At 42.3% G+C, this 16,282-nt stretch carries 12 protein-coding genes; 3 read left to right on the top strand and 9 right to left on the bottom strand.

Annotated elements, in window-relative coordinates; genetic code table 11:
* Positions 1 to 24 precede the first annotated feature (24 nt).
* Positions 25 to 2,727 (top strand): carboxypeptidase regulatory-like domain-containing protein, encoded by a 2,703-nt coding sequence (locus tag RT138_RS15100; RefSeq protein ID WP_313191343.1) that lies wholly within the window; start codon positions 25 to 27, stop codon positions 2,725 to 2,727.
* Positions 2,728 to 2,794: 67 nt separating this feature from the next.
* Here RT138_RS15100 and RT138_RS15105 read toward each other — a convergent pair whose 3' ends face one another.
* The 3 genes from RT138_RS15105 to RT138_RS15115 are packed head-to-tail and all read right to left on the bottom strand — an operon-like array spanning position 2,795 to position 6,387.
* Complete coding sequence (locus RT138_RS15105) at positions 2,795 to 3,634, bottom strand: DMT family transporter (RefSeq protein WP_313191344.1); 840 nt, start codon at positions 3,632 to 3,634, stop codon at positions 2,795 to 2,797.
* Entirely contained in the window at positions 3,634 to 4,617 is a 984-nt protein-coding gene (locus tag RT138_RS15110) for a YihY/virulence factor BrkB family protein (protein ID WP_313191345.1), read from the bottom strand. The genes RT138_RS15105 and RT138_RS15110 overlap by 1 nt, the downstream gene beginning before the upstream one ends.
* 3 nt (positions 4,618 to 4,620) lie before the next feature.
* Positions 4,621 to 6,387: a long-chain fatty acid--CoA ligase gene (locus tag RT138_RS15115; RefSeq protein WP_313191346.1), complete on the bottom strand. Its 1,767-nt coding sequence runs from the start codon at positions 6,385 to 6,387 to the stop codon at positions 4,621 to 4,623.
* Between the two features lie 180 nt (positions 6,388 to 6,567).
* Here RT138_RS15115 and RT138_RS15120 point away from each other — a divergent pair, with 180 nt between their 5' ends.
* On the top strand, positions 6,568 to 7,071 hold the full coding sequence (locus RT138_RS15120; RefSeq protein ID WP_185213497.1) for a hypothetical protein: 504 nt from the start codon (positions 6,568 to 6,570) through the stop codon (positions 7,069 to 7,071).
* A 186-nt stretch (positions 7,072 to 7,257) separates the two neighbouring features.
* Here the strand turns inward: RT138_RS15120 and RT138_RS15125 are convergent, their stop codons facing one another.
* The 4 genes from RT138_RS15125 to RT138_RS15140 all read right to left on the bottom strand — a co-directional run bounded on the left by RT138_RS15125 (position 7,258) and on the right by RT138_RS15140 (position 11,278).
* Entirely contained in the window at positions 7,258 to 7,968 is a 711-nt protein-coding gene (locus RT138_RS15125; RefSeq protein ID WP_313191347.1) for a hypothetical protein, read from the bottom strand.
* Between the two features lie 194 nt (positions 7,969 to 8,162).
* Positions 8,163 to 9,899, bottom strand: a complete 1,737-nt coding sequence (locus tag RT138_RS15130) for a PDZ domain-containing protein (protein WP_313191348.1) — start codon at positions 9,897 to 9,899, stop codon at positions 8,163 to 8,165.
* Positions 9,900 to 9,939: 40 nt separating this feature from the next.
* Positions 9,940 to 10,437 carry a dihydrofolate reductase gene (locus RT138_RS15135; protein ID WP_313191349.1) on the bottom strand — a complete coding sequence of 166 codons (498 nt, stop codon included), beginning with the start codon at positions 10,435 to 10,437 and terminating at the stop codon, positions 9,940 to 9,942.
* Between the two features lie 19 nt (positions 10,438 to 10,456).
* Positions 10,457 to 11,278: a thymidylate synthase gene (locus tag RT138_RS15140; RefSeq protein WP_185218630.1), complete on the bottom strand. Its 822-nt coding sequence runs from the start codon at positions 11,276 to 11,278 to the stop codon at positions 10,457 to 10,459.
* 178 nt (positions 11,279 to 11,456) lie between these two features.
* Between RT138_RS15140 and mtaB the strand changes: the two genes are divergently transcribed.
* The gene (mtaB, locus tag RT138_RS15145) at positions 11,457 to 12,776 is read left to right on the top strand and encodes a tRNA (N(6)-L-threonylcarbamoyladenosine(37)-C(2))-methylthiotransferase MtaB (RefSeq protein ID WP_313191350.1); all 1,320 of its coding nucleotides are present in this window, start codon (positions 11,457 to 11,459) and stop codon (positions 12,774 to 12,776) included.
* A gap of 224 nt (positions 12,777 to 13,000) precedes the next feature.
* Here the strand turns inward: mtaB and RT138_RS15150 are convergent, their stop codons facing one another.
* Positions 13,001 to 15,268, bottom strand: coding sequence for an inorganic phosphate transporter (locus tag RT138_RS15150; protein ID WP_313191351.1), 2,268 nt, complete (start codon positions 15,266 to 15,268; stop codon positions 13,001 to 13,003).
* Positions 15,269 to 15,364: 96 nt separating this feature from the next.
* On the bottom strand, positions 15,365 to 16,255 hold the full coding sequence (locus tag RT138_RS15155) for a DMT family transporter (RefSeq protein WP_313191352.1): 891 nt from the start codon (positions 16,253 to 16,255) through the stop codon (positions 15,365 to 15,367).
* Positions 16,256 to 16,282: the final 27 nt, after the last annotated feature.

A 16,282-nucleotide genomic window follows, 5' to 3' on the forward strand; every position in this document is an offset into this window, starting at 1 on the left:
TAGCTTTTTCAAAATTAAATATTGATGAAGTTAACTAATCGTTTACTTTTAGCCGTAGTAATATTTACCTCATTATTTACCACAGCTAAGGGCCAAGAAAAACCTGCAATTCCAATCAATACTGCAGTAGAAAATGTTCAAAAATATTTCTCGGTTTACCCAGTGGAAAAAGTGCATTTACACTTTGATAAGCCATATTATGCCGTGGGAGATACATTGTGGTTCAAAACCTATCTAAATACCAATCTATTTAATTACGACCCGAGCAAGATCGTGTATGTCGATGTCATCAACAGCAGGGACTCTCTTATGCAGACCTTAAGGATCCCCATGCAGGAAGGTGCAGGAAAGGGACATTTGGTCCTTGATCCTCAATTCTGGTCACAGGACAATTATAGGTTCAGGGCATATAGCAAGTGGATGATGAACTTTGATATGGGCTACTTTTTCAATAAGGTAGTTCCAATTGGCGATGCGATCAATAAAAAGATGGGTGCCAATATCACCTATCAACAAGAAGGAAACCGAACCAAAGCTACCATTCAATTCAGGGGTCCAGATGGGCAGGCCTTAGGTCGCAAAAAGTTGAATTGGGAAGCCAATGATGGTTGGGATGCCTTTGATAAAGGTAAGGCTGAAACGGATGACCTCGGTCGGATCACGATCAACCTATCCCATAAAGAAAAAGATAAATTCAAGTCTGGCCGATTGGTTGTTCAATTGGATGAAGGACAAACAGGACAATATTCCTTGGCGAATGCCTATCAAGATGTAGATATTCAGTTTTTCCCAGAAGGAGGGGACCTTATCTCTGGAGTTTCCAAAAAGGTTGCCTTTAAGGCCATGGAATCAGGCGGCTCATCCGTTCCGGTTAAAGGGAAAATCATCGATAGCAAAAAGAAAGAGATTGCCACTTTTGAAGACCTAGGCATGGGGATGGGATCATTTACCATGATTCCTGTTTCCGGAGAAACCTACAAAGCAGTGGTGACCTTAGGTAATGGAATCGAGAAAACTGTGGACCTTCCAGCGGTTGTAGATGATAAGATCAACGTCGTGGCTGTTTCTCAGGATAATGAATTTATCAACCTAGGACTAGTTACCAATGACCAATATTTCAGTACCATCCAAAACAAACCTTACTATGTTTTCGGTCAATTGAATGGACATTTGATCTATGCTGCGCAAGCTTCCATTAAAAGTCCGGCAGTATCAGTAAGGATTCCTCTAAAGGAATTGCCAAACGGTGTAGTACAGATTACATTGATGACACCTGATGGACAACCTGTATCCGAACGCTTGGTGTTTATCCAACCTCAGGAACTGATCGGAATCCAAGTGTCGACAGATAAGACGGACTATGCAAGAAAGGATTTGGTGAAAATGAAACTGAACCTGGATACCAAGGTGGATAGCCTGCCTGGTAACTTCTCCGTAGCTGTCATCGATGAAAGCAAGGTGCCTTACAATGATGATAATGATAAAGGTATTGTCAGCAATATGTTGGTTGCCTCGGATTTGAAGGGTTATATCGAAAAGCCAAACTATTACTTCAACCCTAAAAACGAGAACAGACTGGAAGCCTTGGATGCTTTAATGCTGACCCAAGGGTTTAGAAGGTTTGAATATAAAGATCTGGTGAGCGGAAGGTTGCCACAAGTGAAGTTCATGCCTGAACAAGGAATTACGATCACTGGGGTACTTCGCCAAAATACCGGACGTGTCCAACCTAATGGTGGTTTATTGTTGAATATTCCAGGAGCTGCAATCAAAAAAGATGCATATACTGATAATTCAGGTAGATATACATTCGAAAACCTAGTCTTTTCGGATTCCCTGAAAGCTACCTTGAATGCTCGGGGTAATGACAACTTCAGAAGTTTGGTGATTACCTTGGATCCTACGCTATTCCCAGAGGTTGATCAAGCTAATCCCAATAAGGCCGCAAACATCCAGAATATCGATGAGAACCTAAAAGCTTACCTAGACAATAGCAAAAAGGAATTCAGGACTCATAACCTGATCGAGGAAGTCGTGGTAACAGCAACCCAAGAGAAGAAGCAGACCAGTAAGGACTTCTCGGCATTGACGGGCCTTTCCATGCCTGAACACCGTATCGAAGGAAGCCGTTTCAATGGCTGTAATGTCTTGAGCATGTGTTTAAATACGATGTTGACTGGGATCACCTATGATGTCAATACCCAGAAATATTATATTACCAGAAATTTCAACCAAGGAAGCCGTGTACCCGTACAGTTCTTCCTGAATGGTATGCCAATAGACGAGCCTTCCATCAACTCGATTCAGGTAGCCGATATCGAGGCTATCGAGATCTTTATGCGTGATGACCTGGGTACCGTTAGAAACCTGTACAACAATGATGGTGTAGTTTCGATCATTACCAAGAAAGAGAAAAAACAACCTCGCATGACCATGGCACAGATTGAAGCTATGTTACCTAAATCAAACGTAATCGACTTCTATCCACTAGGATATGTGAAGGAACGTAAATTCTACGAACCGAAGTATACAACTGCAGAGTCTAAGAATACCAATGACTACAGAACAACAGTTTATTGGAACCCAGATGTACGTGTAGATTCGAAAGGTGAAGTGAACCTGGAATTCTTCAATGCTGATGGAACCGGTAAATACAAGGTAGTCGTGGAAGGTAATGACCTTCAGGGAAATGTCGGTAGACAGATCTACTATTACAATGTGAAATAGATAATAATTCCTATAAACAGCAAGGGCAGCAATTCAAATTGCTGCCCTTGCTGTTTAAATACAAAAATTATTTGCTAGTCTTTACTCGCATGTTGAATAGAATGGCCAGGATAATCAAACCAATTCCCAATAGGGAATATATACTGTATGTTTCTTCAAAGAAGAAGAATCCAATGCCCAAGGCATAAACAACCCCTAAATAAGTTAAGCTCGATACCTTGGAAAGATTAGCGGTCTGATAAGAAAGCGTCATGTAATATTGGGCCAGTTGGGTTAAGATACCCACCAATAAGAGATAAAACCAATCAATGCCCTGTGGAGTTTTCCAATCGAATATACTATAGATTCCTACAAATGGAATCGTGATCAATGGAAAGTAAAAAATGATAACCAAGGGATGCTCACTGGTCTTTATCTTTGCAATGATATTATAGGCAATGGCTGCAAACAATGCTGACATCAGGCCCACCGCCAAATCAAAATTGGATATCCTGGAATCAAAACCCTTCATCATCAATACGCCCGCGATCGCCATTCCGAAGAACAGGAATTGAATAGGCCTCACATACTGTTTGACCATGAAGATTCCCAGAATGGTCGTAAATAGGGGCGCTGTATAATTGATGGTCACAGCAGAGGCCAATGGGATATTTTGCAAGGTGTAAAAAGAACCTACCAGCCCTAAACAGCCAGCAATTCCCCTTGCGATCAGCAATTTCTTATTATTTCCAAATACAGGGATGTTTTGTTTTTTCAGGATGGCATAGGAGGCCAGCAGACTGATGACCGAACGGAAAAGTACCACTTCCATGGTAGGGAGATGCGAAACCAACTTGACACTAATATTCATCAGGGCGAAGAAAAAGCCCGCCAATAACATGTATTGGATGCTTTTTTGATCTTCCACTATTGAACTGGGTCGCTATGTTTTTTTACTACTTCCCTAATTCCAGTTTCAGGGTCAATTTCCAATTCAGTCTGTTTAATCAACACAGCAAATGAGGCAGGTTGTATGCCTTTGCCATATTTGATGGCGTATTCTTTCGTAAACTCGGCTCCAAAGTACAGAATGGCAGCAGAGTAATAAACCCAAGCCAATAAGATAATAATGGATCCTGCGGCTCCATACGAGCTGGCAGTGATGTTCTGTGAAAGGTATAAGGAGATCAGGAACTTACCGAACATAAATAGCAGGGCAGTAAACAGGGCTCCACCTAATATATCCTTAAATCGAACCTTCGCATCCGGAAGGAAGGCATAGATAATTCCAAATAAAGACGAGATCACCAAAAAGGTAATGGCCGTATTCACCCAATCGATCAAACTGATATCCCAATTCTCCATAAACTGATTGAAATAGCTCGTCATCACGCCAATCAAACTGGAGATAATCAATGATGCCAATAACAGGAAAACCAGACCTAATATCATGGAGAATGAAATCAACCTGTTGATGATCAATTTCAACCAACCTTTCTTAGGTTTAGGCTTTACCTTCCAGATGGAATTGATTGAATTTTGGATATCCACAAAAATAGTGGTCGAAGTGAACATCAAGGTGCCAGCACCGACGATGATTCCAATATTGGAACGGCTAGAAAGGGATAGATTATGTACGGTGGATTCCAGCAAGGTGGCTATTTCTTTTCCAAACAGTTGATTCAGCTCATCAATGACCTGCTCACGCGCACCTTCGCTACCATCTAGGGCACTCCCATAGAAAAATCCCAGTGTCCATGTTAAGATCAACAGAAGTGGACCAATCGAGAATACGGTGTAATAGGCAAGTGAAGCGGCTAGCTTCATGCAGTTGTCATCCACAAATGCATTACCTGCATTCATTAGTAGTTGCCAGAATTCCTTTATCTTGGTCCAAATTGTTTTTAGCATAGATTATCCCTGTTCAGAATAGATTGATTTTATTACCTCTTCATTCTTTTGCAGGATAACTTTACGTTTAAGGCTTAACTTCGGAGTCAACTCACCAGCGTCGATGGTCCACTCTTTCGGCAACAACTTAAACTTCTTCACCTGCTCCCAATGCCCAAAGTTAGCCATTGATTGTGATATAACCTGTTCGTATTTAGATAAAATGTCGCTATTCTTGATCAAGTCCTCTTTAGAACTGAAGCTGATACCCTTGTGATTGGCATATTTTTCAAGCTCTTCATATGCCGGAACGATCAATGCCGCAGGGAAACGTTGGTTCTCACCAATGACCATCACCTGGGCTATCAGCGTAGATTCCATCAATTTATTTTCTAAAACTTGAGGGGCAACATATTTACCTCCCGCGGTTTTGAACATCTCTTTTTTACGGTCCGTGATTCTCAAGAAACCATCTGGAGTCAGTTCACCAATATCGCCGGTATGCAAATATCCATCTTCGGTAAAGGCTTCTTTGGTCGCCTCATCGTTATGGTAGTAGCCACTGGTCACACTAGGTCCTTTTACCAGGATCTCTCCATCCTGAGCGATCTTAACATCCAGGTTGTCCAATACGCGTCCTACTGTTCCAAACTTCACATCCTCTTCCTTCCAGGAATTCACGGCAATTACCGGTGAGGTTTCGGTCAATCCGTAACCTTCCAAAACTTTGATACCTGCCGCCCAGAATACCCTTGCCAAACGTTCCTGCAGAGCTGCACCTCCAGAAATAATCAATTTGATGTTTCCACCTAATGCGTCCTTCCATTTTGAAAAGATCAATTTCCTGGCAATGCCCAATTGGAAGTTGTAGAATCCGGAATTCTTTTTAGGTTCTTGATAACGTAGACCTAAGTTCAATGCCCAGAAGAACAATGATTTCTTGATGCCGGTTAGGTTCTTGCCTTTCTCAACCACCTTATCATATACTTTTTCCAATACACGTGGTACCGTCGTAAATAGATCTGGTTTTACATCATTGATGTCCACAACAATATTATCCAGGTTTTCCGCATAATAGATCTGCACCCCTTTGGAAAGGTACAGGTACACGACCATACGTTCAAAGATGTGGCATAAAGGCAAGAAGCTCAATGCTTTCTTGTATTCATCGGTTACCAGATGGTTACAAGCCTCCACATTGGAAATGATATTGTCATGGGATAGGAAAACACCTTTGGGTTTACCTGTTGTACCTGAGGTATAGATCAAGGTCAATAGATCTTCAGGTTGCACGGCGTCTCTATGGACTTGCAGGTCCTGGTCGTTTTGTTTACCAAGTCCCAGAACTTCCAGATAGTTCTTGCGGTCTTGGATATCATCAAACGTAAAGACCTCTAACTCTTGGTTGTTCTCCTTCAATGCCAGGTCAGCTTTCTTCGCAAGCTCTTCATTGCTTACAAACAAAAGCTTTGCACCAGCATCATTCAGGATATAGATCAAGTCCTGATTGGAAAGGGTAGGGTATAAGGGCACCGTCGCCACACCCAATTGGTTACAGGCAAAGTCAATGAAATTCCATTCCGGTCTATTACCGGACATCAAGGCAATACGATCGCCTTTTTGAATCCCTTTTGCCAATAATCCCTTACTGATATTATCGATGATTTCTACAAACTCTTGGGTGGAATAGGTCTTCCAACCAGTCTTTGAGCGGCCAGCAACCATGATCTCTTTGGAAAATTCCTTCTGATAGTTACTGATTAAATCAAATAATCTTTTATTATTGCTCATAATGTTTATCTCCCCTTAAAAATACAAAATTGGTTATACATATCTAGGTAATGACTAATATATAATTTTTTAGAGAAAAACTATGCTTGCAGAATAATTTTTGACTTTACTTATACCGAAAATCGGTTTTAAACGTTTAAAAAATTAATAGTACTTTTGAGGAATAGAAATTTGTTTTCAATGAAAAAAATCTTACAACTAACATTAGTTTTTATCGCTTTTATTGCATCAACTAACCTTGCCAACGCGCAGCTGCAATCTCAACATGCCATCGGTGCCAGATTTGGTTCGGCTACTGGATTAACATATCGTTATACAATGAATCCTAACAAGGCTTTGGAAGGAATTCTGAGCATTCAAGGCAACTCGGAATACAGCAGGTTCCGCTTGGTAGGTCTCTATGAAAACCACTTGCCATTGTACAATGATTTCTCCTGGTTCTGGGGATTCGGTGGCTCGGTAGGTTCATATACCAGTAAAGCATTTACCAACAAAGAAGGCCAACGTTTTGATAAACATTCTGAAATGGCCCTGAGTGTTGATGGTATCGTAGGGGTGGAATACAAAATTCCACAAGCTCCATTAGCATTGTCACTAGACATCAAACCTTATTTCGATTTCCTTCAAGAAAGCGGATTCAGGATTTGGGATGGAGTGGGATTCTCCATAAGATACACGTTTTAACAACGAACAAGGCCTTGCTTCAAAAAGCAAGGCCTTGTTCGTTGTTACAGTATTGAGATGTGAGATATCAGATGTGAGATAGAAAGGCTGTCAATTATACTGTCTCATATCTCACATCTCAATACTCATATCTATCCCATACCTATCCAATTTTCTATCTCACATCTCAATACTCACATCTCATATCTACTCAACTGCCTTCTCCGTATCCACCGCATTATGCTCCCGGTACACTTTTTCGCCAATTACGCCTTCGTCCCCGAGTGCTCTGCCTTTGATCAGCCAGGATATCCCGAACATCCAAAGGGCTAAGGCTTCAAAAACGAGGGTAGAATAGGGGAATAGCTTTAGTGGGACCATAACCACGCAAAGTATAATGCCATAGCCACAGAATCTGTAGATGCGGTTTTCATTGAACACACTGACCGGAATATCAGAGTTTTTCTGTTGCCCGATGGTAAAGACATTGATGGACAAAAGGGCAAAAATGGAAAACAACACCGCCGCAAAGGCATAGTGCAACCACGTTAAGCTAAAGTTGATCAAGGTGCATTTCAGGCAGGAGTCTGAAATTGGATCTGTTGGGATAAAAGCAACCCCGAAAGCCATGATCCCCGCAACATTCGTGAGGAGGTTGTCATTCTTGAGAATTGACCTGTTTCCATTCCCTTTATAGCAGATCAAAAACAAACCTACAGCACATAGCGTACCCGTAAAGATTTCCCGAAGGTTGGTATAGTAATAATGGCTGATGGAGGGCTGGATTTTGGTCGTAAAGAATTTGATTAAGGAGAGCAGGACTAAAATGCTAGGGAGAAAAATCCCTAGATAACCAATTGCCCTTCGGAGTCGCCGATAGGCATATAGGTTGTGGTTTTGAATGGGTTTTATTTGCATGGCTGTAATTGGTTAAACGGTACGGAACCTGAAATTGGTATTAGGTTCGTTTCTGTTAATTGTGTGCCATTAAAAATAAAGAAAAAATTTAAATAAATTACTGATAATGAGTGGTTAATTGCTTTATATGAGCGAAAACAAAATACCCAGCAATGAAAAGGATTCGATTGCTGGGTATTTATATCTTTTCAAGATTATAAAGAAAGCCAGATATTACCTAACCTTCTTTGTTCTTCTGTACTGTCTTCTTTTCTTTCAATAACGTAGGAAACCTTTTCACTAGCTTTCAGATGGATCGTGATTTCACGCATCAAACCATCTCTAGCGACCAAGATCTGCAAAGCATCACCAATATTGCTGTTGAGCACAGCCTGATCCAATTCTCTACCCATTGGATCCAAACGATTTCCGTTGACTGCCACGATTTCATCATCTACATTCAATCCATCCAGCCAAGCAGCCGAATTGCGGTCAACATTCTTGATGATGGTACGTCCATCCTGATGCGTAACCTTGATCCCTATGCTAGGAGTCTGGGTTTCCCTATTGATGTCAACGAACTGATAACCTATCGCATTGAAATAAGCATTATAGTCAATTTCTTCTGTGCTATAGACCGCATCAAAAATCTCCTTTAGGGAGATTCCAGAAACCTCTTCTGCCAGATCTTGGAATTCCTTTTCGCTGATTCCCCTGTTCTCAATCAGGTAATATTTTTCATAGGCCGCTTTCAGGACATTGTCCAAACGTTTGCTGCCATTGGTCTTCGCAATGATGCTGATGTCAATCATCGTGGCCAACATAGCACCTTTGTTGTAATAAGAGATGCTTACATTGGAGGAGTTTTCATCGGGGCGGTATTGTTTGATCCAAGTATCAAAACTGGAAAGACCCACCGATTGAACCTTGTGTCCCGGGCGGTTCAATACCAGATTGAATTCCGAAACCAATTCATTTAGATACTCCTGTTCATTCCTAAATCCGCATCTACGGGTAATCAGGTTGTCGTAATAGGCGGTGAACCCTTCAAAGATCCATAATAATGGGGTATAGTTTTCCTCATCATAGTTGAATGGACCCAAGTTAGCGGGTCTCAAGCGCTTGACATTCCATAAGTGGAAATACTCATGGGCTACCAAGCTCAAGAAATTATTATAGGTGATGTTATTGGAATAAGCGGACCTGGATGCTGCCAAGACCGTTGAATTCAAGTGTTCCAATCCACCGTGTGAACTTTGATAATTATGGGTAATAAACACATATCGGTCGTTCGGATTCGATCCCCAAATCGCCGTTTCTACTTCCACAATCTTAGTGATATCTTCTGACAAACGATCTTTGTCGTAGTTGGCCGTTCCCACCATCGCAAATTCATGCGGTATCCCGGCAGCATTGAACGTCCAGCTGTCCTGGTTTCCGATCTCCAGCGGAGAATCAAAAAGGATATCGAAATTCTCTGCAAAGAAGAGATTGAGTTTGCCCTCTACCAAATCCAAACCCGTGGATATCTTTTTCCAGAAACTTGGCAGATCCACCTGTACCGTTGTAGCATGGTCCAAGTAGCCATCCACGAACAGGAAAGTCCCTGCTGGGCTGATAAAGGCATGTTGGTCATCCACAAAATTGGTACGTACGGAGCGTTCAAAGCTATAAACACGGTAAGATACTTTTACCTGCGAACCCTTGGAATGAACTCTCCAGGTATTCTTGTTGATCTTATCAAATTCAAGTTGATTACCATTCGCATCTTCCATCTTCATCTGCTCCACATTTTTTGCAAACTCACGGATCAGGTAGGAACCAGGTGTCCAAACCGGCATTTTGAGGTCAAGGTAATCTTGGTCAAATCCTTCAAGGATCATTCGGACCTCCACATAATGTGCCTGAGGCTCTATAAAAGATAATTGGAACTGTATACTGCTATTACTCATAATTCTTTAACGTAAAAAGGGAAACCTTGTTTGGCATCCCTTATTTTCTTTTATAAACTTCAAAAGTATAGTCGAACTTATGCTTTTCATCCTTCTGATGGGCATCTTGACTGACCAATTCCCATTCATTTTCTGGCAGTTCCGGAAAATAGGCGTCCGCATCCGGAATGTTGCTGTGCACTCTGGTCAACAGGACTTCATCTGCAAGAGGCAAGGATTGCTTGTAGATCTCTGCTCCACCGATGATAAATATTTCCTGTTCATCCCTGCAATAATTTATTACCGCTTGGATGCTGTTTGCGACATCAACTTCCTCGGCCCTAAATTGCGGTTGTCTGCTGATGACGATATTCCTTCTGCCAGGCAAGGCCTTGCCAATAGATTCAAAGGTCTTCCGGCCCATGACTATGGAATGATCCATGGTCTTGGCCTTGAAGTATTTGAAGTCATTGGGTAAGTGCCAAGGCATTTGGTTACCTTTTCCAATTGCATTATTCTCGGCTGCCGCCACAATAAATGTAACTTTAGGATAACTCATTTAAATGTTTTTGTTTTTATTATACAGCTACTGGAGCTTTGATATGCGGGTGATGTTCGTAATTGACCAATTCAAAATCCTCAAACTTGAAATCAAAGATGTCTTTCACATCCGGGTTGATCTTCATTTGCGGAAGTGGTTTTGGATCGCGCGACAATTGCAGTTCGGTCTGCTCAAAATGGTTGCTGTAGATATGCGCATCACCTAGGGTATGGACAAAATCTGCCGCTTCCATATCGCATACCTGCGCCACCATCATGGTCAATAGGGCATAGGAAGCAATGTTGAACGGTACGCCAAGGAAAATATCTGCACTGCGTTGGTATAATTGGCAGGATAGCTGCGGTTTTAAGATACCTTTCTCAGGTTGCGCAGGTGCTACATAGAACTGAAAAAAGGCATGACATGGAGGCAAAGCCATATTTTCGATTTCCGCAACGTTCCATGCCGAAACAATGATCCTACGGGAGTCCGGTGATTTTTTCAACTGATTGATCACTTGGCTGATCTGGTCGATATGACGGCCATCAGGAGTGGGCCATGAACGCCATTGTGAGCCATAAACTGGGCCTAAATTGCCGTTCTCATCCGCCCATTCGTCCCAGATGCTGACACCATTTTCCTTGAGATATTGGATGTTGGTCTCCCCTTTCAGGAACCAGATCAACTCATGGATAATGGAGCGTAAATGTAACTTTTTGGTCGTTACAAGGGGGAATCCTTCTTTTAGATTGAAACGCATTTGATACCCAAATACACTCTTTGTTCCTGTTCCAGTTCTGTCCGTTTTTTCAACACCAGTCGTGTATACGTGTTCAAGTAAGTCTAAATATTGTTTCATTGATTTCCCTTGATTTTTTTCTCCTACGAAGATACCCTTTTTTTTGAAATTGCATTTTGCTTTTTGGAGCCTTTGCGGAAGTTTTCCGTTTTTTTACAATCCCGGGTTAATCATCAAAATATCACAATTCATCAATACTTAACATTTTGCATCATTTTGTGTATTTTTGCAAAATATTATGGGAAAAAAAGTTGCTTTCTATACGTTGGGTTGTAAGCTGAATTTTTCAGAAACCTCCTCTATAGGTCGTATCTTTAAGGATGCGGGTTATGAAACTACGCCTTTCAACAGCGCGGCAGATGTTTATGTGATCAATACATGTTCGGTGACCGATCATGCTGACCGCAAGTGCCGAAAGGTCGTAAAGGAAGCCCTGAAGCATTCCCCAAATGCCTATATTACCATTGTTGGCTGCTACGCGCAGCTCAAACCTAAGGAGATTTCTGAAATCCCGGGGGTGGACATGGTATTAGGTGCTGCTGAGAAATTCAACATCATTGAACATATCGATGACCTGACCAAGAACGAAAAAGCAGTGGTCCATAATGCACCAATCGACGAAACCAATCAGTTTGTTTCTGCATTCTCCATCGGCGACCGTACCAGGACCTTTTTGAAAGTTCAGGATGGTTGTGATTATTCCTGTACCTTCTGTACGATTCCTTTGGCACGTGGTGCCAGCCGTTCGGGCAAGATTGAGGATATCGTGCGTCAGGCTGAAGAGATTGCCGCTTCCGGCGTCAAAGAAATCGTGCTGACTGGCGTGAATATCGGTGACTACGGCATCCGTGACGGAAAACGCCAAGATCGCTTCGTGGATCTGGTGAAAGCATTGGATGAGGTGGAAGGAATCGATAGGATCCGTATTTCCAGCATTGAACCCAATCTATTGACCAATGAGATCATCGAATTTGTAGCACAGTCCAAAAGATTTGTGCCACATTTCCACATGCCCCTTCAGTCTGGTAACAATAAGGTCCTAGCGCAAATGAGACGCCGTTACAAGCGTGAACTGTATAGCGAACGCGTTGCTAAGATCAAATCCCTGATGCCTAACTGCTGTATCGGGGTGGATGTAATCGTTGGATTCCCAGGGGAGACCCGTGAAGATTTTATAGATACATACAACTTCTTGAATGAGATGGATACTTCTTACCTGCATGTATTCACCTATTCAGAACGTGAAAATACCATTGCCGCTCAAATGGAAGGTGCCGTTCCGGGTGCCCAACGAAGCGATAGAAGCAAAATGTTGCATATCCTTTCTGAAAAGAAACGTAGGGCCTTCTACGAATCGCAGTTAGGTTCTATCGATGAGGTGCTGTTTGAAGGAGATATCAAAGATGGTTATATGCATGGCTTCTCCAAGAACTATGTGAAAGTGCGTACGCCATACGACCCATTGTTGGTAAACGAGGTTGTTCCCGTTAAGTTCATTTCCATTTCTGAAAATGGGGAGGTGGATATCGAGGAATTGCCAGAGGTATTAGCCCATTAATCGGATAATTTATCCCAATTTTTTTAGGTTTTATTCTGACTTGGTTCGAGTCTCATTTGAGGCATATTCGGAAATGTTCGGATTGGATAGAATTATTGCTAACCATTTCCCGAACATGTCTCGAAGCAGTCCCGAATAAGGTCAAGATTTAGACCAAGACCTTATGGTCTAAATCCTGCCATTTCTTAAACTATTTCATTTCCCATAAAGAGAAAACTTATTGCTTAAGCATTTCTTCTTCTGAAGCTGTCAAACTCTTTGTGCAGACGCATCAACTTAAAGGTTGAACTGATCAGCTCATTGGTTTCAAGAAGAATGGAGAAATACAGTCTGCTGTTCTTAGGGCTGTTTTCAGAAGTCCTGATACGGTCTATCTGTTTGTCCAAAAGATTGTTGATGTATTCTTGGATATCTTCTCTTTCTTTAATGATCTCGTCAATCTTACTGAAATCCAGTCGCTTATAGGTCATGTTGATTTTTGAGAACCATTCAGCGATTCTTTCCACCACATATTTTAGGTCCTTAGCTTGGCTGATCTTCAGCGGCTTGTGGTTATTGTCCACATGCGACATGGCGTTTGAGTTGATGACCGCTACGTTTTCCACCATATCCTGTTGGTAACCCAAGGAAATGATGTAATAACGGCTTCCCTTAACGGAATTATCATCCAAACTACGGATATAATCATACATCGCGTTGTTGGTCGAATTCAGGTCGTTCTGCAGTTTCTTGATCAGCTTTTTATTGCTTGTCAAGGCATCCAGGTCTTCCTTGATCAGGGAGTCTATGGCTTCCTTGAAGAATAGGTTGGTCTTGGAGAAGGTTTCACTGATCTGTTGCGCAGAGGTTTCAATGACCTGCTGTAAGCCGATGATATCGCCTTTTTCCAGGTTCAGTTCCTGTAAGGCCTTTGCCTTGATCTTGCGGTCATGGCTCTTGGCATTTCTATAAAGCAATAGGGCAAGTACGATCAGGGAGATCACAAAAGTGACGATTCCACCAATCTTTAGGAAAAATGCGAAGATTACTGCTCCCGCGAATGCACAACCAGCAGTAACAAACCAGCCGCCGATGACGTGGAATACACCCGATACACGGTAAACCGCACTCTCACGGCCCCAGGCACGGTCCGCAAATGCAGAACCCATAGCCACCATAAAGGTTACATAAGTGGTAGAAAGGGGAAGTTTCATGGAGGTACCCAAAGCGATCAGACTGGAGGCAACCATCAGGTTGACCGAAGCCCGGATCATATCAAACATTGGTTCATCTTTTGACTTCTTTTTCTTTCTATGCGCTGTCAATAATGGATTTTCAAATTTTTTGTCCAAGCTGGCCTGCAAGGTTCTTGGCATCAAATAGCTCAGGCCTGATCCGATCCGGATAAATCCCCTAACGATGCTTCGGGAAAGCATATTGGACTTGAATTTCTCCGTGCCATCCCCTTGATTGGAAAGGCTCATTTCCGTTTCGATAACGGTCTTGGCCTTTTTAGAAGTCCATAAGGTGATTACCATAATGATACCTGCACACAGTAGGATCCAAGTCGGAGCGACGATTTCGCTGGATGCCAATGCATCCATCATATAAGTTTCGGAATTGGCTCCTGGAATGGACTGGAAGATCTCTACGGATTGAGCCGCCGCAACGGGTACACCAATAAAGTTGACCAAGTCGTTTCCAGCGAATGAAAGCGCTAACGCGAAAGTACCAATGCCGATAATTACCTTTAAAATATTATAACCCAACAGGTTGATGATATAGCTCAAGATGGTGAAGACTACGAAAGAACCTCCCAGAAGGAGCAGCTCATGTGTCTGAACCCATTCCTTAACATCTGAACCGATAAAGGATACGCCTTTCATCCCTTTGATCAGGATGAAATAAGAGATAGAGGCCATGGCGATTCCGCCAAAGAATACCCCAATGGTCTTAAGTTTCTTTTCAAACTGGAAAGTGAATAATACCCTGGAAATATACTGTACAGCCATACCGACCGTAAAGGAAATGACGACGGAGAGTAGGATACTGTAGACAATCTCAGAAGCCTTTTCCGTATTGATATAGGAAGAAAGGGTAGACCAATCACCGTCCTTAATGGCGATATTGTAGATGGCCAAACAGATCGCAGCACCTAAGAGCTCGAATACTATGGATACCGTGGTTGAAGTAGGAAGGCCGAAATAGTTAAAGACATCCAATAGAATGATATCCGTAATCATGACGGCGAGGAATATGGTTATTACATCATCGAAGGAGAATTTACTGGGGACATAGATCCCGCTCCTGGCGATTTCCATCATGCCGCTCGAAAAGACCGATCCAAAAAGGATACCCAAACTGGCAATGATCATGATGCTTTTGAAAGGGATGGCTTTTGATCCAATGGCTGAATTCAGGAAGTTTACAGCATCGTTACTAACACCGACCATCAGGTCTATGATTGCTAGGACAGCAAGCGTGATGAGTACGAGATAAAGGTAGTTCTCCATAATGTATATGTTTTCAATCTAGATTGTTATGGGTGATCAGACTAAAACTGAAATATAATTTCTAAAACTGCAAGTATAGCGTAAAAACCTTAAAATTTAGCTATTTGTTTTCAAATTGTTCTTCCAGAATATCGTTAAAAGAATAAAAATAACGCCTATCCATTTGACCCAGCTGACGGACTCTTGCAAGACCAAGTAGGACATGCAGACGGCTACCGGTAATTCTACGGCACTCAGCACTGCGCCAAGGGAATAGCCGACTTTAGGCATGCCGTAAGCAAAGAGCAAGGGCGGGATGACGGTTCCGAAAATTGACAGCAACAAGCCATAAGGTAAGATTCCCATGAACGTTCCGCTGCTGAACAAGCTGAAAGGATGTAAGGTGACCGTGATCAGGAATAAGGCTCCGCTGATCATCATGGCGCTTTTATGGATCGGATGGTAATCATTGCCCACACGACCGTTGACAATCATAAAGATGGAATAGGCCGTTGCGGCAAGCATACCGTACCCAATCCCCAGTAAAGAAAATGATTCCAGAGGTTCCTCGATCATGCCAGTAGCGAAGACCGTACCGGCAAGGATGGCAATGATTACGATGATTTGGCTAAGCTGCGGCTTGACCTTGAAGAAAATCAGTTCGATAATCTGCCCGATCCAGATGTATTGCATCAAGAGGACGATGGCCAAGGAGGCTGGGACCAGTTCTACACATTTATAGTACAATATGCTGACCATACCTGTGCTTATCCCACTCAGGTAAATTTTCCATTTAGGACTCAATGGGGTCTGGGAACTTTGTTGTTTTTGGGTGTTTTTTATGAGGAGCCAAGCTAGCCAAAGAAAGACTGCCCCTAACAGGGCTTGGATTCCGGTAACTTCAGCAAGGTTATAACCTTGAGCATAGGCTTTTTTAACAAAGGTGGATAGAATTCCGAAGCTCGCAGCTCCAAGGAATACGGCTATTGCGCCTTTTGTTTTATTCATGGCGCAAAAGTAAATTAAATATGTACT

This window comes from Sphingobacterium sp., assembly GCF_032065005.1.
GTDB lineage: Bacteria > Bacteroidota > Bacteroidia > Sphingobacteriales > Sphingobacteriaceae > Sphingobacterium.